Annotated in this window: 21 protein-coding genes; 6 read left to right on the top strand and 15 right to left on the bottom strand. The window is 69.5% G+C overall.

What is annotated here, in order from left to right:
• Nucleotides 1-38: 38 nt before the first annotated feature.
• Nucleotides 39-743 carry a FadR/GntR family transcriptional regulator gene (locus HCK04_RS34775; RefSeq protein WP_142651600.1) on the bottom strand — a complete coding sequence of 235 codons (705 nt, stop codon included), beginning with the start codon at nt 741-743 and terminating at the stop codon, nt 39-41.
• Between the two features lie 435 nt (nt 744-1,178).
• Between HCK04_RS34775 and HCK04_RS34770 the strand changes: the two genes are divergently transcribed.
• Nucleotides 1,179-4,766, top strand: coding sequence for a glycoside hydrolase N-terminal domain-containing protein (locus tag HCK04_RS34770; protein WP_240972096.1), 3,588 nt, complete (start codon nt 1,179-1,181; stop codon nt 4,764-4,766).
• A 197-nt stretch (nt 4,767-4,963) separates the two neighbouring features.
• Here HCK04_RS34770 and HCK04_RS34765 read toward each other — a convergent pair whose 3' ends face one another.
• Entirely contained in the window at nt 4,964-5,242 is a 279-nt protein-coding gene (locus HCK04_RS34765) for a hypothetical protein (protein ID WP_142651599.1), read from the bottom strand.
• 670 nt (nt 5,243-5,912) lie between these two features.
• Here HCK04_RS34765 and HCK04_RS34760 point away from each other — a divergent pair.
• Nucleotides 5,913-7,616: an RICIN domain-containing protein gene (locus HCK04_RS34760; protein WP_142651598.1), complete on the top strand. Its 1,704-nt coding sequence runs from the start codon at nt 5,913-5,915 to the stop codon at nt 7,614-7,616.
• Between the two features lie 45 nt (nt 7,617-7,661).
• Here HCK04_RS34760 and HCK04_RS34755 read toward each other — a convergent pair whose 3' ends face one another.
• The 5 genes from HCK04_RS34755 to HCK04_RS43090 form a co-directional block, all read right to left on the bottom strand.
• Nucleotides 7,662-9,734 (bottom strand): alpha-galactosidase, encoded by a 2,073-nt coding sequence (locus HCK04_RS34755; protein ID WP_142651597.1) that lies wholly within the window; start codon nt 9,732-9,734, stop codon nt 7,662-7,664.
• Between the two features lie 186 nt (nt 9,735-9,920).
• Nucleotides 9,921-10,967 carry a LacI family DNA-binding transcriptional regulator gene (locus tag HCK04_RS34750; RefSeq protein ID WP_205831096.1) on the bottom strand — a complete coding sequence of 349 codons (1,047 nt, stop codon included), beginning with the start codon at nt 10,965-10,967 and terminating at the stop codon, nt 9,921-9,923.
• A 10-nt stretch (nt 10,968-10,977) separates the two neighbouring features.
• A complete protein-coding gene (locus HCK04_RS34745; RefSeq protein WP_142651596.1) occupies nt 10,978-12,315 on the bottom strand; it encodes a sugar ABC transporter substrate-binding protein in 1,338 nt (445 codons plus the stop codon).
• A gap of 30 nt (nt 12,316-12,345) precedes the next feature.
• Entirely contained in the window at nt 12,346-13,155 is an 810-nt protein-coding gene (locus tag HCK04_RS34740; RefSeq protein WP_142651595.1) for a carbohydrate ABC transporter permease, read from the bottom strand.
• A 62-nt stretch (nt 13,156-13,217) separates the two neighbouring features.
• Nucleotides 13,218-14,159, bottom strand: coding sequence for a sugar ABC transporter permease (locus HCK04_RS43090; protein ID WP_205831095.1), 942 nt, complete (start codon nt 14,157-14,159; stop codon nt 13,218-13,220).
• Nucleotides 14,160-14,202: 43 nt separating this feature from the next.
• Between HCK04_RS43090 and HCK04_RS34730 the strand changes: the two genes are divergently transcribed.
• Nucleotides 14,203-15,045, top strand: a complete 843-nt coding sequence (locus HCK04_RS34730; protein ID WP_205831094.1) for a hypothetical protein — start codon at nt 14,203-14,205, stop codon at nt 15,043-15,045.
• Here the strand turns inward: HCK04_RS34730 and HCK04_RS34725 are convergent.
• Entirely contained in the window at nt 15,005-16,048 is a 1,044-nt protein-coding gene (locus HCK04_RS34725) for a substrate-binding domain-containing protein (protein ID WP_142651594.1), read from the bottom strand. The two genes, HCK04_RS34730 and HCK04_RS34725, sit on opposite strands and share 41 nt — an antisense overlap.
• A 169-nt stretch (nt 16,049-16,217) precedes the next feature.
• On the opposite strand from HCK04_RS34725, the gene HCK04_RS34720 reads away from it, so the two are divergent.
• The 3 genes from HCK04_RS34720 to HCK04_RS34710 all read left to right on the top strand — a co-directional run bounded on the left by HCK04_RS34720 (nt 16,218) and on the right by HCK04_RS34710 (nt 19,776).
• A complete protein-coding gene (locus tag HCK04_RS34720; protein ID WP_142651593.1) occupies nt 16,218-17,843 on the top strand; it encodes a beta-xylosidase in 1,626 nt (541 codons plus the stop codon).
• Between the two features lie 119 nt (nt 17,844-17,962).
• The gene (locus HCK04_RS34715) at nt 17,963-18,910 is read left to right on the top strand and encodes a hypothetical protein (RefSeq protein WP_142651592.1); all 948 of its coding nucleotides are present in this window, start codon (nt 17,963-17,965) and stop codon (nt 18,908-18,910) included.
• A gap of 74 nt (nt 18,911-18,984) precedes the next feature.
• Complete coding sequence (locus tag HCK04_RS34710) at nt 18,985-19,776, top strand: FadR/GntR family transcriptional regulator (protein ID WP_205831093.1); 792 nt, start codon at nt 18,985-18,987, stop codon at nt 19,774-19,776.
• Nucleotides 19,777-19,886: 110 nt separating this feature from the next.
• Here HCK04_RS34710 and HCK04_RS34705 read toward each other — a convergent pair whose 3' ends face one another.
• The 7 genes from HCK04_RS34705 to HCK04_RS34675 are packed head-to-tail and all read right to left on the bottom strand — an operon-like array spanning nt 19,887 to nt 26,432.
• Complete coding sequence (locus tag HCK04_RS34705; RefSeq protein ID WP_142651590.1) at nt 19,887-20,888, bottom strand: aldo/keto reductase; 1,002 nt, start codon at nt 20,886-20,888, stop codon at nt 19,887-19,889.
• The gene (locus HCK04_RS34700; RefSeq protein ID WP_205831092.1) at nt 20,885-21,724 is read right to left on the bottom strand and encodes an amidohydrolase family protein; all 840 of its coding nucleotides are present in this window, start codon (nt 21,722-21,724) and stop codon (nt 20,885-20,887) included. Before HCK04_RS34700 ends, HCK04_RS34705 begins: the two co-directional genes overlap by 4 nt.
• On the bottom strand, nt 21,721-22,086 hold the full coding sequence (locus tag HCK04_RS34695) for an L-rhamnose mutarotase (RefSeq protein ID WP_142651588.1): 366 nt from the start codon (nt 22,084-22,086) through the stop codon (nt 21,721-21,723). Before HCK04_RS34695 ends, HCK04_RS34700 begins: the two co-directional genes overlap by 4 nt.
• Nucleotides 22,083-23,267, bottom strand: a complete 1,185-nt coding sequence (locus tag HCK04_RS34690; protein WP_142651587.1) for a mandelate racemase/muconate lactonizing enzyme family protein — start codon at nt 23,265-23,267, stop codon at nt 22,083-22,085. The genes HCK04_RS34695 and HCK04_RS34690 overlap by 4 nt, the downstream gene beginning before the upstream one ends.
• 28 nt (nt 23,268-23,295) lie before the next feature.
• Nucleotides 23,296-24,207, bottom strand: a complete 912-nt coding sequence (locus HCK04_RS34685) for a carbohydrate ABC transporter permease (protein ID WP_142651586.1) — start codon at nt 24,205-24,207, stop codon at nt 23,296-23,298.
• A 4-nt stretch (nt 24,208-24,211) separates the two neighbouring features.
• Nucleotides 24,212-25,147 (bottom strand): sugar ABC transporter permease, encoded by a 936-nt coding sequence (locus tag HCK04_RS34680; RefSeq protein ID WP_142651585.1) that lies wholly within the window; start codon nt 25,145-25,147, stop codon nt 24,212-24,214.
• A 1-nt stretch (nt 25,148) separates the two neighbouring features.
• Nucleotides 25,149-26,432 carry an extracellular solute-binding protein gene (locus HCK04_RS34675; protein WP_205831091.1) on the bottom strand — a complete coding sequence of 428 codons (1,284 nt, stop codon included), beginning with the start codon at nt 26,430-26,432 and terminating at the stop codon, nt 25,149-25,151.
• Between the last annotated feature and the right edge of the window lie 134 nt (nt 26,433-26,566).

Below are 26,566 nucleotides of genomic sequence, written 5' to 3'. Positions count from 1 at the left end.
GGCGCGGTGATCCCTGTGTGGTGATCCCTGTGCTGTGATCAGGGCGCGTCGCCGTCGTCGGGCAGCCGGGGGAGGGACTCCTCGACCCCGACGAGATGGTTGGCCATCCGGATGCGCGCCCGTTCGGGATCGCGTGCCGCGAGCGCCGCCCAGATCGCCACGTGCTCGTCGTGGGTACGCCGGTCGGCGCCCTCCTCGTGGAGGCTCCGCCACAGCCGGCCGCGGACGGTGCGCCGGGCGAACGCCTCGATCAGGCCGACCAGGACCGGGTTGTCGGTGTGGGCGGCGATGATGCGGTGGAAGGCGATGTCGATCTCGATGAGGCGCTCGTGGTCGTGGGGCGCCTGATCGATGATCCGGGCCGACTCGCCGAGCAGGTCCCTGGCCTGGCAGAGCGCCTCGTCGGTGATGCTGGTGGCGGCGAGCCGGGCCGCCTCCGATTCGAGCAGACGCCGGACGGTGTAGACGTGCCGCGGGTCGCCCTGGCCGTGCAGGTCCACGACGAAGCCCATCGGAGCCAGCAACTGCGTCGCGTCGAGGTTCGTGATGTACGTCCCGTCGCCCTGCCGGGTGCTGACGATGCCGAGGATCGACAGCGCCGAGATCCCTTCGCGCAGCGCCCCGCGTGAGACGCCCAGCGACTCGGCGAGGTCCTTCTCGACGGGCAGACGGTCGCCGGGCCGCAGGACGCCGTCGAGGATCATCCGCTTGATGCTGTCCACTACATCGTCTGTGCGTGACATGGCAGGTAGGTTCCCAGGGTCGGCGGGAGCGGGGGATTCCCCGTTACCACGGCGTGCGGGGAGCGGATGCGGCCTGCCCGCACGTCGTTCGCGCATGGTCGTCGGGAATCACTGCTGCTCTACGGATACAGGACGCGGCCGCGTGCCGCTACCCGGCGCCGCATGGCCTTTCCCGCCAAAGGTTAGATGTATTCCGGCCTGATAGCGGTCAGATGACCGGCTTGCGGGGGTTTTGCATCACATCGTTGACCGATACATCAAATCTTTGTAGCTTTGCCATCACCCCCTACACAGCCTCGTCACGCAGCCGGTCCCGCCGAACCCCGCCCGTCTCCTCGATGCGGGGCTCTCGCAGCCCAAGGGCGCGGCGCCGGCCGCCGGCAAGGCAGCCATGCGCTTGGAGAGCGAATGCCAGATCTGACGCGAAGGCAATTAATGAAGATCGGCACGGTCGGAGCCGGGGCTCTGATGCTGCCGATGCAGTGGACGGCGGTCGCCCGAGCAGGATCGGTGGCACCCTCGGAGGTGCGCGCCGCCAGCGACATGGCGCTCTGGTACGACAAGGGCGCGGGCACGGACTGGCTCCGCGCCCTCCCCATCGGCAACGGACGCCTCGGCGCGATGGTGTTCGGCAACGTCGACGCCGAGCGCCTGCAGCTCAACGAGGACACGGTCTGGGGCGGCGGGCCGTACGACCAGAGCAACCCGAAGGGCCTGGCGGCGCTGCCGGAGATCCGGCGCCTGGTCTTCGAGGACCAGTGGACCCAGGCACAGACGCTGATCGACCAGAACATGCTGGGCTCACCCGCGGGCCAGCTCGCCTACCAGACGGTCGGCAACATCAGGCTGACCTTCCCCGGCAGCAGCGGGTTCACCGAATACAACCGCCAGCTCGACCTCACCACCGCCGTCGCGTCCGTCACCTACCTGCTGAACGGCGTGCGCTACAAGCGCGAGGTGTTCGCCAGCGCGCCCGACCAGGTCATCGTCGTCCGCCTCACCGCCGACAAGCCCGGCTCGATCACCTTCAGCGCGACGTTCGACAGCCCCCAGCGCACGACGCTGACCAGCCCGGACAGCTCCACGGTCGCGCTCGACGGCGTCTCGGGCAACTTCGAGGGCATCACCGGCCAGGTCAAGTTCCTGGCGCTGGCCAAGGCCGTCGCCGAGGGCGGCAGCGTCACGAGCTCCGGCGGAACGCTCCAGGTGTCCGCCGCCGACAGCGTGACGCTGCTGATCTCCATCGGCTCCAGCTACGTGAACTACAAGGATGTCAGCGGCGACTACCAGGGCATCGCGCGACAGCACCTCGAGGCCGCCCAGGGCACGGCGTACGACACGCTGCGCAGCCGGCACGTGGCCGACTATCAGGAGCTGTTCAACCGGACGACGCTCGAACTCGACCGCACCGACGCGGCCGACCAGCCGACCGACGTCCGGATCACCCAGCACGGGGCCGTCGACGACCCCCAGTTCTCCGCGCTGCTCTTCCAGTTCGGCCGCTACCTGCTGATCTCCTGCTCGCGGCCGGGGACCCAGCCGGCCAACCTCCAGGGCATCTGGAACGACTCGATGAGCCCGCAGTGGGACTCGAAGTACACCATCAACGCGAACCTGCCGATGAACTACTGGCCCGCCGACACCACGAACCTGTCGGAGTGCTTCGAGCCGGTGTTCAGCATGATCAACGACCTCACGGTGACCGGCGCGCGCACGGCCGAGGTGCAGTACGGCGCCGGCGGTTGGGTCACCCACCACAACACCGACGCGTGGCGGGCGACCTCGGTCGTCGACGGCGCGTTCTGGGGCATGTGGCAGACCGGCGGCGCGTGGCTGGCCACCATGATCTGGGACCACTACCTGTTCACCGGCGACGTCGAGTTCCTGCGTAAGAACTACCCGGCGATGAAGGGCGCGGCGCAGTTCTTCCTCGACACCCTCGTCGAGGAGCCGAAGCTCGGATATCTCGTCACCAACCCGTCGAACTCGCCCGAGCTCAGCCACCACGCGAACGCCAGCGTCGCCGCCGGCCCGACGATGGACAACCAGATCCTGCGCGACCTGTTCGACGGCTGCGCGGAGGCCAGTGAGGTCCTCGGCGTGGACGCGAGCTTCCGGGCACAGGTCCTGGCCGCCAGGGACCGGCTCGCCCCGATGAAGATCGGTTCGCGCGGCAACATCCAGGAGTGGCTGTACGACTGGGTGGAGACCGAGCAGAACCACCGGCACATCTCCCACCTGTACGGCCTGCACCCCAGCCACCAGATCACCAAGCGCGGCACCCCGGAGCTGTACGACGCGGCGCGGCGGACTCTCGAACTGCGCGGCGACGACGGCACCGGCTGGTCGCTGGCCTGGAAGATCAACTACTGGGCGCGGATGGAGGAGGGCAACCGGGCGCACGACCTGGTCCGCCTCCTGGTCACCCCGGCCAGGCTCGCGCCGAACATGTTCGACCTGCACCCGCCGTTCCAGATCGACGGCAACTTCGGCGCGACCTCCGGCATCACGGAGATGCTGCTGCAGAGCCACACCGGCGAGCTGCACGTGCTGCCGGCGCTTCCGGACGCCTGGCGGAACGGAAAGGTGCGCGGCCTGCGGGGCCGCGGCGGCCATACCGTCGGCGCGGCGTGGAGCGAGGGGCAGGCCGACGAATACCTCATCACGCCCGACCGCGACGGTGTCGTCAAGGTGCGCGGCGGCATCTTCGCCGGGCGTCACAAGGTCCGCGACGTCACCGGCGGCGGCTCGGCCACGGTGGAGAAGACCGAGGCCGACGCCGTCCGGATCACCGCGCAGGCCGGTCACACCTACCGGGCGTACGCGCTGCAGAAGGTCACGGTGACCGCACCGGTCGAGGTCACCCCGGGTGAGGCGGCGAAGGCCGAGGTCACCGTCAGAGCGGTCGAGGAGCCGCTGGCGTCGGCGAGCGTGGCCCTCACGGTGCCGGAGGGGTGGACCGTCACCCCCGAGCACGCCGAAGTGGGGCCGCTGGCGGCGGACGCGAAGGCCACGGTGGAGTTCACCTTCACTCCCGCCACCGGCGCGGCGAGCGGCGCCGCGACCGTCACCGCCGTCCTCAGCGGCACCGAGGGGGGCGACGACTGGGCCGTCTCCACGACGGCCACGGTGCAGGTGTGGGGCGGCGGCGAGAAGCCGCTTGAGGAGCTCTTCAGCAACGTCGCGGTCACCGACGACACCAACACCGCTCCCGGGAACTTCGACGGCAACGGCGCCAGCATCTCCGCCCAGGCGCTGGCGTCGGTCGGCGTCACCCCGGGGGCCACCATCACCAAGAACGGGCTCACCTTCACCTGGCCCGACGTCGCGGTGGGCACCCCCGACAACGCCATCGCCTCCGGGCAGTCCCTCAAGGTGACCGGCACCGGCAAGACGCTCGGCTTCCTGCTGGCCGGGACCTACGGCGCGGTGTCCGGACCGGCCACCGTCGTCTACAAGGACGGCACGAGGCAGACCTTCACCCTCAGCTCGCCCGACTGGTACGGCGCGCCGGCTTCGGGGAGCGACGCCGCCGTCGTGGCCCCCTACCAGAACCGGCCGAACAACCAGCGGCAGAACACCCCCGCCACCATCTACTACTCCGGCGTCACTCTGCAGAACAAGGAGATCTCCCGCGTCGACCTGCCCAACATCAGCCCGAAGGCGGCGAACGGCGTCGCCACGATGCACATCTTCGCCGTCGCCCTCGACTCCGCCACGCCGCCCGAGCCGGAGGTCAAGCTGACCGTCACCGCGTCCTCCCGCTGCATCGGCAGTTCGGCGTACGTCGCGGTCACGGCCGTCAACGACTCCGACGTTCCGGCGACCATCACACTGACCACCCCGTACGGGTCCAAGACGGTGGCCGATGTGGCTCCGGGCAAGCAGGCCTACCAGTCCTTCAACACCCGGACCGCCCAGATCGAGGCGGGCACGGTCACCGTGAAGGCGACCGCCACGATCGACGGCAAGCAGGTCACCTCGTCCTACGACGTCGCGTACAGCGCGGCGAGCTGCGGCTGAGCCGCCGAGATCGCCAAGCCGCTCACACACGTGGCCGGCCGGCAGCCGATCGCCGGCCGTCCGCACCACGGCGGTGTCCTCGTCGCGAGACCTCGGTCCTCACGACGAGGACACCGCCGTGGCACAACCCGGGCCGGCCGCCCAGCCGGCCCTGGCGACTGGGTGCGATTCGCGCCGAAGCCGTCGGCACGGATGAGTCAGAGCTGTTTCAATGTCGCGCCGACTTGAACCACGAGCCAATGTTCATCTCCGAGTAGTCGCCTGGCGTCACTATGAAGCGCCTCGAAAAGCCGGAGGCCGGTCCCTTCATCGCCGGATTCCATGGTCCATCCGGCGAGGGCGCTCCTCGCTGCCAAGGTGACCAGATGTTCGGGGCCGAGCACCCGGTTGCTGTCTTCAACCAGCCGAGCGGCCAGGACGGTCGCACGCTGTGGTTCTCCGGCCTTCCCCACCGCTTCAGGGTAGGTGAGCCGCACCTGCAGCGTGCGTGGGTGTTGTGGTTCGTAGGCCTGCTCGCTCTGAGCCAGAGTCTCCTGGAGTATCGCGAGCGCGCTCTCGGCGTCATCGGCCTGGCTCTGAACCGCACCGGTTTCGTGGAGGCCGGTGGATCAACTCGGTTTCGTGCCGCCCACGGACCTGCACCCCCGAAGGGGACACGGCGTGGACGTGGCCGAACCTCCGACGTCATGGGCCGGGCCGTGCCTGACAGATACAACGCGACCGTGCGGTTTTGCGCTCAGGCGGATAGACCTTCATGACCAGGAACTCCTCATCGGGGTGGCGCTAGTGTTACCGCTATCACTGATGACCGTCAAGGAGAGCACCGCTCGACGGTGAATCTTCCACGTCCTCCCGGTGTCTTTCCAAACCGGCTGCGACCTCGTTCAGCTGCTGTTTCACCTGTTACTCCGGTCTGGCGGAACGGCCGGGCCGGTGACCGGGGCTTGACACCGTCAACGTCACGCTCTACACCGTGATGTTACCGATAACTCATAACAGCGTCGCCGATCCCGTGACGCCGAGCCGACGGGAGCGCGGCTTCCGCGCGCCTCCGCCGTTCCCGCCCTCATGCCCCCGACGACCTGCACGCCCCGACGACCTGCACGTCACCAACGAGCTTCACGCCCCCGATGAAGGAGAAGAACCATGCACCACTTACCCGTTCGCCCGGCGGCCGGGCGGCGACGGTCACCGGGCGCCGTCGCCCTGGGCCTGCTCACGGTGCTCGTCACCCTGGCGGCCACCGCGCTCACCTGGGCGGCGCCGGCCTCGGCGGCCCCCGCGCCGCTGGTGAGCGCGGCCTCCGGCCGGTGCCTCGACGTGAAGGGCAACGTCGACACCCTCGGCACCACGCTGGACATCTGGGACTGCAACGGCCAGGCCAACCAGGGCTTCGAGTTCACCTCGGCCGGCGAACTGCGCACGATGAACGGCACCCGGTGCGTGGACGCCTACAACAACCAGACCTCGCCCGGCACCCAGGTGATCATCTGGTCGTGCAACGGTCAGAACAACCAGAAGTGGCGGCAGAACTCCGACGGGTCGATCACGGGGGTGCAGTCGGGGCTGTGCCTCGACGTGGACCACGCCGGCACCGCCAACGGCACCGCCGTCATCCTGTGGACCTGCAACGGGCAGAGCAACCAGAAGTGGAGCACCACGACCGGCGGCGGGGGCAGTGCCCTCGTGGTCGACGCGAGCAGCGTCGTGCGCCCGGTCACCCGCGTGGCGTCGGGCACCCTCTATGGCCTGTCCGACGCGAACACCCCGCCGGTGTCGATCATGCAGCCGCTGAAGCTGCACCAGCTCCGCCAGCCGCCGCCGCTGCACGAGCACCGGCCGAACGGCTCCCCGGTCCCGATCGGTGACACGCTCAACGTCTGGCGCAACGCCGCCGCCATCGGCGCGGTGATCACGGTCGACATGGCCGACAGCTTCGACGGCTTCCCGTACAACTGGACGAACTGGAACGACTGGTACAGCCGGATCGACAAGATGATCGCGGCGGCGAAGTCGGCGGGCGTCACCAACATCGACGCCTGGGAGCCGTGGAACGAGCCGGACTGGACCTGGCCGTCGGCGGCGGGCGTCTCCTTCAACGAGGGATGGGTGCGCACCTACCAGCGGATCCGGCAGAGTGAGCCGAACAAGCCCATCATGGGCCCGAGCTACTCCTACCTGGACATCAACCGGATGCGGTCCTTCCTCAACAACGCCAAGGCCACGAACACCCTGCCCGAGGTGGTGTCGTGGCACGAGCTGGGCGGATGGCGGAACGTCACCGCGAACGTCCGCGCCTACCGCGCCCTGGAGCGCGAGCTGGGCATCTCGCCGCGGCCCATCTCCATCAACGAGTACGCCACGACAGGCGAGATCGACGTGCCGAGCAGCGTCAACCACTACGTCGCCCAGTTCGAGCGCGAGGGCGTGCGCGACGCCGAGCGGGCGTTCTGGTACGAGGCCGGCACGCTCAACGGCCTGCTGTACAACGGCCAGCCGACGGCGTCGTACTGGATGTACAAGTGGTACGCCGACCAGACCGGCAACATCGTCAAGGTGACCCCGACCACGAACAACGACGGCGTGGCCGCCTATGACGGCAGGACGTTCAGCGTGGTCTTCGGCGGCCAGTCCGGCAACAGCTCGATCCGCGTGGACGGGATCGGCGGGCTGGGCTCCTCGGTCACCGCGACCCTCGAGTACGTCCCCGGCTCGGGCCGCAAGACGAACGTGTCGGCGGCGACCCAGGTGTGGTCGAACGCCTACACCGTCACCAACGGCAGCGTCACGATCCCGATCGCCGGCCAGGACGCCAACGGCGCCTACCGCCTGGTTCTGACCCCCAGGTGACAGGCGAAGGAGGCCCACCGGGCGCCCGGTGGGCCTCCTGTACTCCTATTCCCTCACCAGGTGGATCATGGCGCTGGCGTAGTCGCCGGGAGCCAGTTCGGGGAACAGACCGTGGGTGAGCAGCACGGCCCCGTGGTGGACCTCTCCCGTGACCGCGTCGCGGTAGCGCGCCTGCGGATCGAGGGCGCGCAGGGGGATCCCCGGATCGGCGTGCCCGAACCGGCGGGCGCGCCGGTAGACGAGCACGGCGGCCTCGGCGCCGTCGGGGGCGAGATACTGCACGGCCGACAGCTCGCCGCCCGGCGGCAGCAGGCGGTGCTGCCGGCCGTGCTGGACCAGGTGCCGGATCCGCTTGTAGTCGGCGACGAGCTCGGCCGCCCGGTCCAGATCGGCCTGGCTCCACTCGTCCAGGGCCCCGCCGATCGAGAGCAGCCCGGCCATGGCCACGTGGAAACGGAAGTCGAGGGGGATCTCCCGTCCCGTGTAGGGGTTGGGGCTGTCGGTGACCCACGCGCCCATCACCCGGGCCGGGTAGAACTGCGAGAAGCCGTGCTGGATGTCCAGCCGGTCGAGGGCGTCGGTGTTGTCGGAGGTCCACACCTGGTCGGTGCGGCGCAGGATGCCGAGGTCCACCCGGCCGCCGCCGCTGCTGCACGATTCGATCCGCACGTGCGGGTGGGCGGCGCGGAGCCGGTCGAGCACGTCATACAGGGTGTGCACGTGGCCCAGCCACAGCCGCTCGTCCGGGCCTGCCTCGGTGAAGGGGCGGTTCATGTCCCACTTGAGGAAGTCGATGGCGTTCTTGGCCAGCAACTCGTCCAGCGTCCGGAAGAGCCAGTCCCCGACCTCCGGCCGGGACAGGTCGAGCACGAGCTGGTTGCGGTGCTCGGTGCGCCGCCGGTGCGGCCGGTGGATCACCCAGTCGGGGTGGGCGCGGTAGAGGTCGCTGTCGGGGTTGACCATCTCCGGCTCCACCCACAGCCCGAACAGCATGCCCAGCTCGTGCACCCGGTCGATCAGCGGCCCGAGCCCGTCGGGAAACCGGCGCGGGTTGGGATACCAGTCGCCGAGCCCGGCGGCGTCGTGGGTGCGGGCGCCGAACCAGCCGTCGTCCACCACGAACAGCTCCACGCCCATCCGGGCGGCCGCCTCCGCCAGCCGGATCTGCCCGTCCAGCGAGACGTCGAAGCCCGTCGCCTCCCAGGAGTTGTAGAGCACCGGCCGCAGCTCGCCGGCATGCGGCAGGACATGCCGGAGCTGGTGGTCGTGCCAGGCGCGGCTGGCGGCGCCGAAGCCGCCCTCGGTGTAGAGCCCGGCGCACACCGGCGTGATCAGCTCCTCTCCGGTGCCCAGCTCCCAGGTCACCGGGTCGTGCCCGAAACCCGCGGACAGCGTCACCCGCTCGGTGGGCAGGCGCTGGGCGACGAGCCGCCAGCTCCCGCTCCAGGCCAGCGCGCAGGAGTAGACCGCACCGTGCTCCTCGCCCGCCGTGCCGTCGTCGACCATCGCCCAGGGGTTGGCCTGGTGGCTGGTCACACCTCTGCGGCTGGTCATGACGGTCTCGCCGTACGGCAGCTCGGTGCGGTGCAGCCGGGTCTCCGCGCCCCACTGGCCGCGTACGGAGCTGAGCCGATAGCCGTTCAGCCGGGGGAGCACCCAGGTGGCGGAGTCCGCCCGTACGACGGTGACGGGCTCGCCCTCGTTGCGCAGGACCAGGTGGCGCTCGATCACGTCGCCGAACAGGCGGTAGTGGCACTCGACGGCCAGCGGGTATTGACGGTCGGCGTACGCCAGCACCAGCTCCCGATCGGTGCGGCGTTGCCCGGCGAAGACGAGCTCCAGGTCGCGGGTGCCGTCGGCGAAGCGCACCTGCAACCCGGCGTCTCCGTAGCGCAGGCCTCCGGTCGCGACCAGGTCGAAGGAGCCCTCGAGCGGGTCCTCCACCGGCCGGAAGCCCGGCTGCGGCAGCCGTAGCAGGAGCGAGGCCGCCTGCTCGGGGGTGAACCGGGGACCCCAGTGCAGGACGCGCGGCCGGTCGGCCTCGTCGAGGTGCAGCACATAGGAGGAGGACGGCCCGGACAGCACCCACAGGCGGTGTTCGGAGTCGTGATGGATCATCTCGGCCTTTCGACGGCGAAGGGAAGGACGGCATGACACACGGAACGCTCCACCCGCATGGCGCGGCGGAGGACCGTGGCGTTGGCAGGGGACCGTGGTGGGCGAAGGGCTCTGGGATGCGGCGGAGGGGCTGGGATGCGGCGAAGGGGCTGGGGTGCGGCGGAGGGGCTGGGGAGGCGCGGGAGGTCAGGTGGGCGCGGGGCCGCTGCTCTCCCGCACGATGAGCTCGGGCTCGCTCCAGGCCGGTACGGCCGCGGCGTTCTGCGGGTCCAGCCTGCGGTGCAGCAGGCCGAAGCAGGCCCGGCCGAGCCCTTCGAAGTCGAGCCGCACCGTGGTGAGCGAGGGGTTGAGGTAGGCCGACGGCGGGGAGTCGTCGAAACCGACCACGCTGAGGTCGCCGGGGATGTCCCGCCCGGCCTCGCGGGCGGCCCGCATGACACCCAGGGCCAGGTCGTCGTTGCCGCACAGAATCGCGGTGACCGAACGGTCCGCGAGCAGGGAGCGTACGGCGAGGTAGCCGGATCGGGGGCTCCAGCCGCCGGGCAGCGGCTCGGGCAGCGGACGGCCGGCGGCGCGCAGCGCGTCCTGCCAGCCCTGGGTGCGCTGCGGCAGTGTGCTTGTGGAGGAGGGGATGGCCACGTAGTGGACGGTCTGGTGCCCCAGGCCCAGCAGGTAACGGGTCGCGTGCGCGGCCGCCGCCCGGTCGTCCAGCCAGATCTGCCAGGGGTCGTCGGGACCGTCGTCGGGCCGCCGCTCGACGGCCGCAGTGACCGGGACGTCCGCGGGCAGCGCCCGCAGCGCGCGCACGCCCGCGTCGTCGAAGGCGATCACCATGACCGCCTCCCCGGGCCGGTTCAGCCGCAGGGCGATGTCCGCCGGGCCGGAGTCGCGCTCCAGCACACTGATGCCCACGGAGAACCCGGCGGTCCTCGCCGCCTCCTCCATGCCGCGCAGGGTGGCGGCGGCGCCGTACAGGGCGGTGTCGGAGGTGAGGACGGTGACCGAGCGGACCGGCCCTCCGGCCAGCGCCTGGGCCAGCCGGTTGGGCCGGTAGCCGAGCTCGGCGATGACCTGGAGGACCCTGGCCCGGGTCGCCTCGCTGACCCGGGCCTTGCCGTTGATGACGCGGCTCACGGTCTGCTGGGAGACACCGGCCACCCGGGCGACGTCCCAGATGCTCGCCGAGCGCGTCCGGGGAGCGTCCTGGGGAGGCATGTGACCGGTAACTTCCATGAGTCAGACCTTACTTGATGGCGGCGTTGGCCTCGGTGGTGATCTTCTGGGCGGCGTCCTGCGGCGACAGCTGGCCCAGCCAGACCTGGTTGAAGATGTCGAGCGCCTTGACGTTGTAGACGTCGGCCGCCTCGGTCAGCGGGTAGCCCATCGTGGTGCCCTCGGCGGCCTTCTTGAAGCCGGTGACGTCGACGCCCTTGGCCTTCCAGGCGTCGGCGAAGACGTCGTTGAGCGAGGTGATGCCCGGCCAGACGGCGCCCGCCTCGGCGACGGCCTTCTGATGGCGTTCGGACGTCAGCCACTTGAGCAGCTCCCAGGCTTCCTTCGGGTGCTTGGTGCCGGCGTAGACGGCCTCGGTCAGGCCGTTGTAGACGCTGCCCTTGCCTGCCGGGCCCGCGGGGAGGTCGGCGACGCCGAAGCCGCCGTTGGGCAGTGCGGTGTCGAACGCGCGCAGCATCCAGCTTCCGTCCATCGCGGTGGCCGCCTCGCCGCGCCCGACCACCTGGTCGAGGGACGGCCCGTTGGGCGGGTTGGTGACCGTGGCGGGCACCGCGACGTGATACTTCAGCCGCAGATCCTGGACGAACTGGATGGCCTGCACGCAGGCCGGCTGGTCGATGGTCCACCGGCCCCACGGCTTGTCCTGGAGCGTGCAGCCGTTCTGCAGCGCGAAGTTCCACCAGTCCTGCTGACCGGTCGGGGCCTGCATGGCGAGGCCGTGCTGCTTGACCTTCTTGGGGTCGAAGCCGGCCTCGTCAGGGTGCTTGCCGTTCTCGTCGACCGTGAGCTTCTGCAGCGTCTTGACGAAGGTGCCGCCGTCGTCGGGGTTCCAGGTGAGGCCGTCGAGGTCGGCGGGGGTGAGCCCGGCGTCCTTGAGCGCCTTGGTGCTGTAGAAGAGGCCGATGGTGTCCCAGTCCTTGGGCAGGCCGTAGACCTTGCCGTCGACCTTCCAGCCCTCGGCGAGCTTGGGATCATAGATCGAGGTGTCCACCTTGTCCTGAGCGATGAGCGGCGCCAGGTCGGTGAGCACGCCCTCCTTGCTGAACTTGGGGAAGTAGGAGACGTGGTCCCAGAACACGTCGGGGGCCGAGCGCCCGGCGAGCTGGGTCTGCAGCTTGCTCCAGTAGTCGTTCCAGTTGTTCAGCTCGATCTGCACCTTGATGGACGGGTGGGCCTTCTCGAACTCGCGGATCGACTGCTCGATCGGCGGCTTCTGCACCTCGTCCCACATGGCGTACCTGAGGGTGACGGCGCCGCCGGTGGAACCGGAGTCGTCCGCGCCGCCGCACGCGGCGAGGGACAGCAGGGCCGCCGTCACGACAGCAGATAAGGCGATTTTTCTGGACATATGGATATGCCCTTCTCTCTTGGGGGGTGGTTACTTCAGCCCGGTCAGGGCGATCGAACGGACGATGTGCCGCTGGAACAGCAGGAAGATCACGACGAGCGGCAGCAGTGCGAGGGCGGCGGCCGCCAGGATCAGGTGATATTGGGAGGAATACTGACCCTTCAGGGCCGAGATGCCGAGCGTGACCACCCGGGTGGCGTCGCCGTTCGTGACGATCAGCGGCCACAGCAGCGTGTTCCAGGTCGTGATGAACGTGATGGTCGCGAGGGTGGCCAGGATCGGCCGGCTCAGCGGAAGCAGCACCCGGACGAGCACGGTCAGCGTGCCCGCGCCGTCGATGCGCGCGGCCGACTCCAGGTCCCTCGGAATCGTGCGGAAGTACTGCCGCACCAGGAAGATCCCGTACGGCGTGCCGAAGGCGGTGGGCAGGATCAGCCCGAGATAGGTGTCGATCAGCCCGAACTCCCGCATGATCAGGAAGAGCGGGACCAGGGTGACGATCTGCGGCACCATCATCGTCGCGAGGTAGCCCCAGAACAGCGCGTCGCGCCCGGGGAACGACATCCGGCCGAAGGCGTAGGCGGCCATCGTGCTGAAGACGACCTGGCCGACTGTCACGGCCCCGGCGTAGACCAGCGAGTGCAGCAGGAACCCGGCCATGTCGTACTCCGACCAGACCTGCGCGAAGTTGTCGAACGTGAGGGGGAAGGCGGGCTCCCAGGCGGGGGTGGTGAGCACCTGCGCGGGTTCCTTGAACGCCGAGTTCAGCGTCATCAGGTAGGGCGCGACCGAGATCACGGCGCCCGCGAGGAGCGCCGAATACAGAGCGACCCTCTTCATCTCTTCATCCGGTCCTCTTCATGGGGGGTCCTCTTCATGGAGGTCGGCTTCATCGGGGATCGTCAGGAGAAGTCGTAGACGGTGCGCTTGCGGAAGTAGAGGAACTGCGCCGCGGTGACCAGCAGGATCAGCGCGAACAGCACCATCGCCAGCGCCGAGGCGTAGCCGGACCGGAAGAGCTGGAACCCCTGCTGGTAGATGTGGAAGTTCAGCACGTCGGTGGCGCCGCCGGGGCCGCCCTGGGTCATCACGAAGACCGTGTCGAAGATCTGGAACGACCCGATCGTGTTCGTCACCAGCACGAAGAACATCGACGGCCGCAGCAGCGGCAGGGTGATCGTGAAGAACCGCTGCACCGGCGTGGTGCCGTCGATCGCCGCGGCCTCGTACAGCGTGTGCGGAATCGCCTGCAGCCCGGCCAGCAGGATGAGCATCGTGTAGCCCGTGTACTGCCAGACGTTCACCGAGGCGATCACCGGCATGGCCCACGCGGGATCGGTGAGCCAGTTGGGGCCGTCGATCCCCACCATGCCGAGCACCTGGTTGACCACGCCGTATCTGGGGTCGAACACCCAGGACCAGATGATGCCGAGCGCCACCGGCATGGCCATCCAGGGCAGCACGAAGACCACCCGGAGCACCTTGCCGCCGCGCATCCGCCGGTTCAGCGCGAGTGCCAGCAGCAGCGCCAGCACGGTCTGCGCCGGGATGTTGAGCACCACGTAGTAGATCGTGTTGAGCACGGCCCGCCACACCTCGGAATCGGCGGCGAGCTCGCGATAGTTGTCCAGCCCGACGAACGACGGCGCGCCCATCAGGTTCCAGTCGAACAGGCTCAGCGCCGCCACGCCGAAGATGGGCGCCACCAGGAAGAGCAGGAAACCGGCGAGGCTCGGTGCGAGCAGGGCGTACGCCTCGGCGACGGTGCGGACCCGCATCGCGAGCCGGCGCTCCGCCCTGCGGTGGCCCGGCACGGGCCGGTCGTAAGGTATGTTATCGATCACATTCTTTCTCCATATGCCACCAGGGAACCGGAGGCTTCCGGTGATGCAGAGAAGAGTTACCGATAACATCTGGAACGTCAAGTGCCCGGCGATCGGGAAAACCGGGCGATCGAGGGAGACTCGACGGCCGAAGGTAATCGCCGTCGCCGAGCGCCTGCTTGAGGAGGCCAGGAGCCTCGGCGTGCTGCCGGCGAGCATGGTGATGCGCGACGCCCTCGACGGTGGCGAGCTGACCCGCCTCGACCTGGCCGACCTGGAGCGCACGTACAGTTACCCGTACATGGTCATCCACCGCAGCGACCTGCACGGCATCTTCCTGCGTGCCTGCCGGCGCGCGGGAGTCGGCCTGGTGACCGACGCCCGCGTCACCGGCTACGAGAACACCGCATCGGGCGCCCGGGTGCGGCTGGCGGACGGCCGGACCGACGAGGCGCGGATCGTCATCGCCGCCGACGGCCTGCACTCGGTGGCGCGCCGCCTTCTGGTCGAGGACGAGCCGGTCAGCTCTTCCTATGTCGCCTACCGCGCCGCGGTGCCCATCGAGGAGGCCGGCCGCGATGTGGACCTTCGCGAGGTCTCGGTCCACGTCGGCCCGCGCTGCCACTTCGTCCAGTACGGCCTGCGCGGCGGCGAGATGCTCAACCAGGTCGCGGTCTTCGAATCCCCGAAGGCCCGCGCGGGCGTGGAGGAGTGGGGCACGCCCGACGATGTTCACCCCGATCCCCCTGGACTCGGTCGACGTCTTCGAGACGGCCGGCACCGTGGACGCGGGCGGGTTCGCGTAGGCCGTCCGGAATCCGAGCTCGCGCGGGTGCGGGCGCCCGCGCCGCCCGCACCCGCGCGGATCAGGACGACGGGACGGGGCCCGTCGAGTCGCGGACGTTGAGGGTCGTCGCGAGCTGGAGGTGCCGGGAGGCGGGCTGGACGCCGTCCGCCATGCCGAGGACGGTCTCGACGGCCATCCGGCCCATGCCGACGAGAGGCTGCCGTACGGACGTCAGCCGGGGCGTGGTCCACTCGGTCTGCGGCGTGTCGTCGAACCCGGTGACCGACAGCTCGCCGGGGACGGCGATGTCCAGCTCCTTGGCCGCGGCGAGGACGCCGACGGCGATCTCGTCGTTGCCCGCGACGAGGGCGGTCGGCCGGTCGCCGTGCGAGAGGACCTCGCGGCCGTGCCGGAGCCCCGCCTCGACCGAGAACGCCTCGTGGCGGATCAGCGCGCGGTCCGGCGTGATCCCGGCCGAGTCGAGCGCCGCCTGATATCCGTGGAAGCGCTCCGCCGAGGGCGCGGAGCCCGCCGGGCCGCCGATCCAGGCGATCCTGCGATGGCCGAGCCTGATGACGTGCTCGGTCGCCGAGCGGCCGCCCGCCCAGTTGGTGGAGCCGATGCTGACGACCCGTGATTCGGTCGTGTCGATCGGGTCGATGGTGACGACGGGCACGTCGAGGTCCTCCGCGGCTACGAGCACCGCGTCGGGCACCGCGACGGCGAGCGCGACGATGCCGGCGACGCCGGACGCCTTCTGCTCCTCCATCCAGGCGCGGGCCGCCGCGCGGTTCGTGCTGACCGGCGCCTCGGGCGGCAGGCGCAGCAGGAGCTCGGCCCGCGCCGAGGTCGCGGCCACGAGTATCCCCTGGAGCACCGTCCCGGCATAACGGGACTCCACGAAGTCGAGCATGGTGATGAGGGTCCGGCCGCGCGGCTGCTCGTGCCGCGCCGTCGTCGGCTTGTAGCCGATGTCGGCCATGACCCCGAGGACGAGCTCGCGCGTTTTCGCCCCCACGTCGCTGCGCCCGTTGAGCACCTTCGACGCGGTCGTCGGTGAGACACCGGCCAGACGGGCGACGTCCGCCAGAGTGGCTCGCTCGGAACGGCCTCGCCGTGCCATCGGGGGCTCCCTTCGGGCTGCGAAACTTTTTCGAAAACTATCACGTCCTTCGTTCGTCCGATGCTGCGGTCATTTCCCTTATATGACCGTTGACACCGGCCGGACACGCCACCTACTGTCCGGGCAGCAACGAACACGTTGCGAAATATTTTCGGAAGAGAAGTGAGCCATGACAAGCGAGTCCCGGTTGGTGATCGACGGCACGCCGTGCGACGACGGTGCGTTCCCGCACGTGTGGAGCCGGTGCATCGGCGCCGGGCGGGCGAACGAGGCGCTGCGCGCGGACTGGCAGCGGCAGTTCGCCGAGGTCGTTGACGCCTGCGGAGTGCGGTACGTCCGTTTCCACGGCGTCTTCCACGACGACATGTTCGTCTACCGGGAGAGCTACGGCGGTGGTTTCGGCCCGGACTCGCCCCTTGATTCGCCCGTGTACACGTTCGGCTACGTGGACAAGGTGTTCGACTTCATCCTGGAGTGCGGCGCCCGTCCGTTCGTCGAGCTGGGCTTCATGCCGCGCGAGCTGGCGACGGAGACGGAGACGGTGTTCTGGTGGGGCGCCCACTGCAGCCCGCCCAAGGACATGACGCGCTGGGTCGAGCTGGTGACGCGGACGGTCGAGCACTGGATCGACCGCTACGGCCTCGACGAGGTGCGGGAGTGGCGGTTCGAGGTATGGAACGAGCCGAACCTGGTGCCGCACTTCTGGACCGGGACGAAGACCGAGTATTTCGAGCTGTACGAGCAGACCGCGACGGCCATCAAGAGAATCGACCCGTTGCTGAAGGTGGGTGGGCCCGCCACGAGCGTCTTCGTGCCCGACGACCGCTACAGGGGCGAGGTCGAGAACCGCGCCGCGACGCACGAGACGGCCGCGGCGGCCGACGTGGACGCGCTCGACTGGCGCCCGGTGTGGATCGAGGACTTCATCGCCTGGTGCGCGGAGCGCGGACTGCCGATCGACTTCATCTCGACGCACACCTATCCCACCGACTTCGCCTTCGCCTCCGACGGCGAGGCCGTGCACATCACCCGGTATGCCGACGCGACGTTCGACGACCTGACCCTGCTGCGCACGCTCGTGAGCGAGAGCGCCTACCCCGACGCGGAGATCCACGTCACGGAGTGGTCGACGTCGCCGTCGTCGCGGGACTTCATCCACGACACGCTGTTCGCGGCGACGTACATCACGCGGGCCTACCTGCGGTGCGCCACCCTCGCCGACTCGATCTCCTACTGGACCTTCACCGACGTGTTCGAGGAGGGCGGCGCCGGGATCGGGCCGTTCCACGGCGGATTCGGCCTGGTGAACGAGGCCGGCATCCACAAGCCCACGTTCCACGCGTTCGTGATGCTGGGACGGCTCGGCGACCGGCTGCTGCGCGCGACGTCCGAGGGGGTCGTGACGCGGGACAGCCGGACGTCGGCGGTGTCGGCGGTGTTCTTCAACTACCCGGAGGACATGGCCATGAGCGGCCTGCGGGCGCAGAACACGTACGCCGCGACGCGCGCGCTGGCCGAGATCGGGCCGAGCCGCAGGATCCGGCACTCCATCGAAGGGCTGGAGCCGGGCGCCACGTTCCTCGTTGAGATCCTGGACTGGGAGCACGGGAACGTCGCCGAGGCCTGGTATCGGCTCGGGTCTCCCCTCAACCCGTCCCGGGCCGAGAGCGAGCACCTGAGCCGGGTCGCCGACGCGCTCCGCAGGTTCACGCTGACCGTGCCGGAAACCGGTGTGCTCGACCTCGACGTCGAGCTCGCGCCGTGGGCGGTGATGTCACTGCGGCAGTCGGCATGACCGCACGAGGACCCGCACGAGGACCCGCACGAGGACCCGCACGAGGACCCGCACGAGGGCCTTCGCCCGGGCTTGACAGTCTCGGCGCGCCCACGTGAGCTTGGGGTGGGAGGCGGCTTGTGACGAGGCGGACAGCGGCTGAGCACGGCGACGAGGTCACGGCGCCCGAGGGCGGGCGTTTCCTCTACTCGATATGCCGGTGGACCACCGCGGTGATCCTGCTGCAGTACGGCTTCGCCAAGCTCTTCGGCGCCCAGTTCACCGTGCTCGACTCCGAGCTCGACAAGCCCATGGGCGCGGTGAGCGGATTCTGGCTGACCTGGTACTACTTCGGTTACTCGCCGATCTTCGGCAATCTGATCGCACTCTTGCAGATCGGCTTGGGCATGGCGCTGGCGTTCCGTCGCACCACGCTGCTCGGTGCCGCGGGCGCCGCGCCGCTGCTCGCCGGGATCACCGTGCTCGACATCGCCTACGGGATCGCCTTCGACGCCCTGCTCGTCGCCCTGATCGGGGCCGGCTGCGCGAGCTGTCTGTTGTGGAAGCACCGTCGTGAACTGGTTGCGGTGTTCTGGAACGACCAGAACCGGATCGCGCCCCGTTCACGACGCGTACGCCCTCGGTGGGCGCACACTGTGCTCGTGACGCTCCTGCTCGCGGTGCCGGCTTCGTGCTCGTACTACGTCGCCAACTACAACAACCGGGCGCCCACGCCGCTCGACGGCACATGGAACGTGACGGCGGGCACCTTCCGGCCCCCTGGCCTTCCCGGTCCGGCCGAGCGCGTCTACTTCGAGCACAACCGCGCCTACCAGGTCGTCCTGCGGAGCGGACAGACGTGGCAGACCCACCACTTCGAGGTCGATCCGGCCACCGCCACGATCAGGATCTGGCGAACGTGGCTCAGCAAGGACGAAGAGCTGCTGTCCGGACGGTACGACCTCATCGATGACCGGCTGGTGGTCACCGCCTCGGATCTGACCTCCGGACGATCGTTGCTCTGGGAACTGCGCCGTGCGCCTCCCGAGCAGCTTCGTGGCGGCCTTCGCCCAGGTGGCGAAGAGTGATACCGCTTACATCATATGAATTACATATGCGCAGGGACGTATACTGGGCTGGTGATGATCCTCCTGGAGGCCCTGTGACTGCCACGTCCCCTCAATCCGGTCTGACCGGGAGCGCCTCCCGTGCCTTGGAGCCGCCCAGCTACAAGCGACCCCGGCGCCTTGGTGACACCGTTGTCACCTACCTGATCGACCGCATCGTGTCGGGGGCCTATCCCGTCGACACCGTACTTCCGACCGAGCCCGAGCTGTGCCAGGAGTTCGGCGTCTCCCGCACCGTGGTGCGCGAGTCGATCAAGCTTCTGGAGGCGAAGGGCCTGGTCAAGGCCACACCGGGCCGGGGGACACGGGTCCTCGAACCCATCGGCTGGAACCTGCTGGACCCCCTCGTCCTGGAGGCGCAGATCCGGCACGACAGCACCCTGTCCATCCTCGACGACCTCATCAACGTCCGGGCGGCGCTCGAGTGCGACATGGCGGCGCAGTGCGCCCGCGTGATCACACCGGCCCAGGCCGAGGAGCTGAAGAAGCAGGCGAACGTCCTCGCGGAGAGCGTGCACGACCCGGACCGCTACGGCAGGGAGGACGTCGCCTTCCATGAGCTGATCATGGTCTTCTCCGGCAACCGTCTCGGTCACGCGATCATCCACGGCATCCACGCGAAGGCGCGGCTGTCGAGCCGGTACAACGGCGAGCCCAGCAGGGCGGAGCACCTCCAGTCGCTCGCCGAGCACCGGCAGATCGAGGCCATGATCCTCCAGGGTGACGCGCAGGGGGCCGCGGCCGCGATGCGCGTACACATAGTGGGGTCGTGGGCCAGGCGCCGGCCCGGCGTACGCGGAGCGATGGGCCAGGAAGCCGGCTCCTGACAGGGCCGCCCCCGCGACGCCTGCGCAGCCGGCGTCGCGGGGGCGGCTCACACCCCGTCCACGCCCGGACATGACCGGACAGAAGGGGCACGGGTTTCAGGGCGTGGGCATCACCGTTCGTGTGCCCGCACGGCCCCGGCCGGGATCAGGCCTTCGGCGATCAGGTCGTCCCAGAGCCCGGCGGGGATGTCGGTCTCGAACCGCCGGAGGTTCTCGTCCACCTCGTGCGGTGAGCGCATGCCGACGGCGATCGCGGAGACCGCGGGGTGCAGCAGGGGGAAGGCCAGCGCGGCGGCGGGAAGTTCGACGCCGTGACCCTCGCAGACCGTCGCGATGCGCTCGGCGCGCCCGATCACGTCCGCGCCGGGGGCACGGTACTCGTACGTCGAGCCGGGCGCGGGGCGGGCGGTGGACAGCAGGCCGGTGGCGAAGACGCCGACGGCCACCACGGCGACACCGAAGCGATGGGCCGGTGCGAGCACCGAGTCGAGCGCGGTGTGGTCGAGCAGCGAGTAGCGGTTCGCCAGCATGATCACATCGACGAGCCCGTCCTCGATGACCCTGGCGAGCCCAGCGGTGGAGTTCGTCCCGATGCCGATGGCCTTCACGACGCCGTCGGCCTTCAGCCGCGCCAGCGCCGCGAGTCCCTCCTCGGCCGCGCCTTCCCACGCCTGGTCGGGATCGTGCAGGTAGAGGATGTCCACCGACTCGAGCCCGAGGCGCTCCAGGCTTTCCCGGAGCGAGCGTTCGACGCCCGCCGCCGAGAAGTCCCACTGCCGGGTGAGGTCACCGGGGACGGCGAACCCGTCGTCGTCCCACTCGCGGGGCCGCGGGTTGGGCACGATCAGGCGGCCGACCTTGGTGGACAGGACGAACTCGTCGCGAGGACGGCGGCGCAGCTCGGCGCCCATGCGGCGCTCGGAGAGCCCGAGGCCGTAGTGCGGCGCGGTGTCGAAATAGCGGATGCCGCGATCCCACGCCCGGCGCATCGTCTCGGCGGCCTCGTCGTCGGTCACGGGACGGGCCAGGTTGCCGAGAGGCGATCCGCCGAGGCCGAGGACGCCGTTCCTCGACCCCGCCCGCTTCAGCAGCTCCACGACCTGCGCCGTCATGTGCCGAGCCGATAGAAGGCCGACGCGGTGCCGGACGTCACGGCCTGGCGCTCCTCGGGGCTGAGCTCGCCGATCAGCTCGTCCACCGCTTCCCGCCACGCGACCGGGCCGCACCCCAGCTCGGCGAGCGGCCAGTCGGAGCCGTACATGAGCCGCTCCGGGCCGAACGCCTCCAGCGCCACGCCGACCGCCCGCCGCAGGCGGGCTCCGTCGCCGTGGCTCACCAGCCCGGCCAGCCCGGAGATCTTCGCCCAGGTGTTCGGCCGGGCGGCGAGCTCACGCAGGCCCGCCTCCCAGCCGTCGTCGTCGTCCGCTTCGGCGAGCCCGCCGAGGTGGTCGACGACGAAGCGCACGCCGGGATGCGCGGCCGCGACGGTCGCGGCCAGCGGCAGCTGCCACGACCGCACCACCAGGTCGAAGCCGAGGCCGGCGGCGGCCAGCCGGTCGAGCGCCGCTCCCACGTCGGGCCGCCCGAGCCAGCCGGGATCGGGGTCGACGTGGACCAGGTGACGGATGCCGACCAGCCTCCGGCGCGCCGCGGCGTCGAGCGCGCCCAGCTCGTCGAGCTGGGCCGCGACGTCGCCTGTGAGGTCGGCCCAGCCGACCACGCCCGCGACGCGCGGGCCCGGCTGCGTGAGCAGCCGCCTCGTCTCGGCGGCGCTGTTGATCGACTGTACGACGACGGCGACGTCCACGCCGGTCGAGTCGAGCATCCGCTCGAGGTCGCCGTGCGCGAAGTCTCTGTCGATCGCCGCCATCGTCACCGGGTCGATCCACGGCTGTGGATCGGTGGCCCGGTTCCAGAGGTGCACGTGCGCGTCGACGGAACGGATCACGACAGGTGCCATACTTCGTCGATGGGCTGCCACAGGGCGCCGGGATCTCGTTCCTCGGCGATGCGCACCTGGCAGGGGTCGGTGTGCGTCCACCACTCGCGCGACACCGGGTCCTCGGCGATGCGGGCCATGTCGGCGGCGTGGTCGTCGCCGACGTACTCGTAGTAGGCGAACAGCGTGTCGCCGAAAATGAAGATCGAGTAGTTCGTGACGTTCGCGTCGCGCAGGGTCTGCTCGACCTGCGGCCAGACGTTGCGGTGCAGCTCGAGGTACTCCTCACGGCGCTCCGGCCGGACGCCGACGACGAAGGCGTGACGCTCGACGCGGGGCTGTGCGCCGTGCTCGCCGGTCCGCTCGCTCACGATCCCACCCGCTCTCCGGCACGCACGCCGTGGTCGTCCTGATGGGAGTCCGGGACGAGGCGCAGGCCGGCCCGCCTGGGGCGCACGTGGGGCCCGTCGATCGCGGCCGGCGGATCGGCGGCCCGCACGGCGATGATGTGCTCCTCGTCCACCCGGATGCCGATGCCCGGCTCGTCGCCGAGGACGATCCCGCCGTCCTCGTACTCCTGGTCGACGTGGAGTCCGATGGGGGCCGACAGATCCTGGACCTCGAAGGCCAGGTGGTTCGGCACGGCCACGGCGGCGTGCGCGACCGGGTTGGCGTGGTAGGCCACCGGGCTCACCGGCAGGTCACGGCTGTGCGCGACCGCGGCCACCCGCAGGAAGTGCGTGATGCCCCACACGTTGCCCACCTGGACGATGTCGACGGCGTCGGCGTCCAGGAGCGGCCGATACTGCTCGAGACCGGTGAGGTTCTCGCCGGTCGCCACGCCGGCGCGGATGCCACGCCGGACCGAGGCGAGCCCGGCCGCGTCCCATCGCCGCACCGGCTCCTCCACCCAGGCGAGGTCCACGGACCGCTCCAGCGAGGCGATGTAGCGCACGGCCTGCGAGCGGTTCCACGACTCGTTGGCGTCGAGCATGAGCGCGGGGTCGGCCGAGTTGCGCGAGAGGACGTCCCGCAGCGCCAGCAGCCGGCGCCGGTCGTGTTCGAGATTCCGGCCGCCCTTGAGCTTGGCGGCGCTGAAGCCCCGCTCCGCGAAGCGCTCGTAGAGGCGCACGAGGGCGTCGTCGTCCAGTGCGATGTCCAGCCCGGACGCGTAGCCCGGGACGAACCGGTCACGTCCGCCGAGAGTGCGCCACAGCGGCTCGCCGGCGGCCTTCGCCTTGAGGTCCCACAGCGCCATGTCGATCGCGCCGATCGCGCCGAAGGTGGCGCCGGAGTGGCCGGTCTTGAAGACCCGGTCGACCATCCGGTCGTAGAGCGAGGAGACGGCCCGCGGGTCCTCGCCCTCGACGGCGCCGAAGACGCGGTCGATATCGCCGTGTGCTCCGAGCCCGACACCCTCGAGCCCGCTGTCGGTCTCGAGGATCAGCACATGCACGTCGGTGCGCGGCTCGGGCATGACGCCGTTGGCGTCGCCGATCAGCCGGCCCCAGTCGTGCGCAGTGGTCAGGCTGCGATAGCCGGTGACCTTCACGGGTTCTCCTTTGTGACGGTAATGCGACTCACTCCTTGGTGCCCCCGGCCGTCATGCCGGCCACCAGGAAGCGTTGTGCGAAAAGAAAGACGATCAGCACCGGCAACACCGAGATGACGGTGGCGAGCGCGAGTGTGGGCAGCTGCACCGACTGGGCGCCGGCGGAGCTCGGGTTGAACGCCGGCGTCGAGGCGAGCAGGGAGGTCAGGCCGACCTGGATCGGATAGCCCTCGCTCGACGGCAGCATCACGAAGGGCAGGAAGAAGTTGTTCCAGTTCTGGACGAAGCTGAAGAACGCGACCAGGGCCACGATCGGCGCGGCCAGCGGCAGCGCGACCCTCGTGAACACCTGGAACTCACTGCATCCGTCCAGGCGCGCCGCCGCGAGCAGGTCACGGGGGATGCTGGTGGAGAAGTAGATGTAGGTGAGGTAGACGCCGAACGGGAAGAACGACATCGGCAGGATCACCGACAGCGGGCTGCCGATCAGCCCCACCACGTTGAGTTCGAGGAAGATCGGCAGCACCAGCGCGGTGTTCGGGATCAGCATGACGATCAGCGTCAGCACCAGGAGCAGCCGCCGGAACCGGAACTCCGTCAGCGCCATCGCATAACCCGCCGGGATGCTCGCGATGAGCGTGATGACGAGCGCACCTACCGCGTACAGCGCCGAGTTGCCCACCCACGAGGTCACCGCGCCGTCCTGGAAGGCGAACAGCTGCTTCCAGTTGGCGGCCAGGTCGCCGAGGCCGCCGGGCTGGAACGGGTTGTCGACGATGAGCGCGTGTGCCGACTTCGTCGTCGCCAGCAGCAGCCAGACGATAGGTATCACGAAGAACAGCACGAAGATCGCGACAACGACCGCGATGATCGTCCGTACGCTCCAGCCGCTGACACTGTTCCGTCGCCCCGCCGGGCGACCGATGTCGACTGTCGTCATGACCTCAGTCCTTCTCGAACAGGCCGCCGCGCGTCACGAAGACGGCCGACAGCGCGAGGGCGATGACGAGCAGCAGCAGGGAGATGGCCGCCGCTCCGTTGAAGTCGTTCTGCTGGAACGCGTACTGGTAGGCGAGCTGGTTGAGCGAGTAGTCGTTCGGCACGATCGCGTTGCTCGCCTGCGAGAGCAGCTGTGGCTCGACGAACAGCTGCGTGCCGGCGGCGAGCGACATGATGCCCATGTACGAGATCCACTTGCGCAGCATCGGCAGCTGGATGCGCCGGGCGATCTGCACGGCGGTCGCTCCGTCGATGCGGGCGGCCTCGATCACGTCGGGGCTGATGTTGTTCAGCGCGCCGTACATGATGACGATCCAGCCGCCCGCGCCGGTCCAGAACGCGATGATGGCGAACACCGGAGGGAGGTTCGCCGGCACGATCACCTGCACGAAGCTGGAGAATCCCAGCAGACGCAGCAGGCCGCTGACCGGGCTGGCGGTCGGGTCGAGCACGAACAGCCACAGCATCACGCTCGACGCGCCCGCCAGAGCGCCCGGCAGGTAGAAGACGAACCTGAGCGTCCGGCTCAGCCACCGCACCCGGACCGCGTGCACGACGACAGCCAGGAACGAGACCAGCACCACCAGGGCCACCAGCCAGATCACCAGGTAGAGCGCGACATGCGCGACGGCGGGCAGGAAGCGGAAGTCGCTCACGACCTTGGTGAAGTTGGCGATTCCCGCGAAGCCGCCCTCGCTGTCGGTGAACGCGAGGAAGACCGCGTAGAGGGCGGGCAGGACCCCGAACGCGATCACCAGCGCTGTGTAGGGAGCGACGAAGCCGTAGCTCATCGCGCTCCGCCCGCCGGCGTCGCTCCTTTCGCCCTGCCCTCCGCGCGGTGCCGTCGTGGCCGACGGGCCGGTCTCGTTCATGACTGTCATGTCACTTGACCGTATAGCCGTTGACCTGCGCCTGGTTCTTGATCGCGGTCTCCCATTCGGGGAGCATGTCGACCAGGTTCTTGCCGCTCGCGATCGCAGGAGTCATCGTCTTCGCCCAGATGGCCTCCTGGCTGAAGACGCCGGAGCCCCACCCGTTCCAGATCTGCGACCCGGCCGTGAGCAGAGCCTGCAGGTCGGTCGCGTAGTAGCCGCTCGACTCCTGCTTCTTGAGCCACTTCTCGGCGGCCGGCGCGTAGGCCGGGTAACCGGGGGCGACGTTCACCTGGTAGTCGTCGGCCGTCGTGACGAACTCGACGAACTTCTCGGCCGCCTTGAGGTTCTTGGAATGGCTGCTGATGAACCAGGTGCCGCCGCCGACGTTGCCGGTCGCGGGGGTGTCGCCCTGCCACGTCAACGGCGCCGCGACGCCGAGCTGACCCGCGGGGACGTTGAGCGACTGCGGATTGTTGAAGATGGCTCCCGCGTACCAGGCCGGCCCGGGCATCAGGAGCACCTTACCGGTGTACTTCTTCACGAACTCGGGCGTGAACACGCTCAGGTTGGGCGTGGTGCCGTTCTTGATCAGAACGTCGAGCATCGACGCGACGCGCTTGCACTCCGGGGTGCCGGTGCTGACCGACACGGACTTGGGGCCGGTGATGTCGTTCGCCTGGCACTTGCCGCTCCAGAAGTAGATCTCCGAGGCGAACGAGTCTCCGACGGCGCCGACGATGTAGCCGGGGTGCTCCTTGGCCACCTTCTCGCCGAGCGCCTGGTACTCCTCCCAGGTCGTGGGGAGGGTGTAGCCGAACTTGTCGAGCAGGTCCTTGTTGTACCAGAGCACGACCTGGGCGAGGTCGTTGCGCAGGCAGTAGACCTTGCCCTCGACCGTGCACGGGTCGAGCGAACCCGGGGTGAAGGAGTCGAGAGTGGTCTTCGGGACGAGCCCGCCGTTGAGCACGGCCGCGAACGCCTGCTTGCCGTTGCTCTTCTGGCTCGCCCACGCCGCGTCGTTGTTCTGCGTCGAGAACACGACGTCGGGCCAGCCGCTGCCGGCCCGGTCGAAGAGCTGCACCTTCGTACGGAACGAGTTGGAGCCGTTCGCCGAGCCGTCATAGGTGACGACGTCGATCTTGACGTCCGGGTTGGCCTTCTTGAAGGCGTCGGCCGCGCTCACCCTGTCGGAGTCCACCCATACAGTGATGGGGGCCTTGTCGTCCTGGGTGACCTGCGGAAAGCCGTAGGAACCGACCGAGGTGCCGCCATTGCCGCCACAACCGGCCAAGGTGAGAGCGATAGCCGATGCTCCGGCAACGCTGATCGCGCGCATCCATGGGCCCGTGCGTCCGGCTCGTGTGAAACGGAACATGTGCGAGTCCTTTTTGTCCTGTCTCCCACATCGGGGGGTGAGAGATGGTG

Source organism: Microbispora sp. CL1-1 (genome assembly GCF_012034195.1).
Lineage (GTDB): Bacteria > Actinomycetota > Actinomycetes > Streptosporangiales > Streptosporangiaceae > Microbispora.
This window is presented reverse-complemented; position numbering and strand designations above follow the sequence as displayed.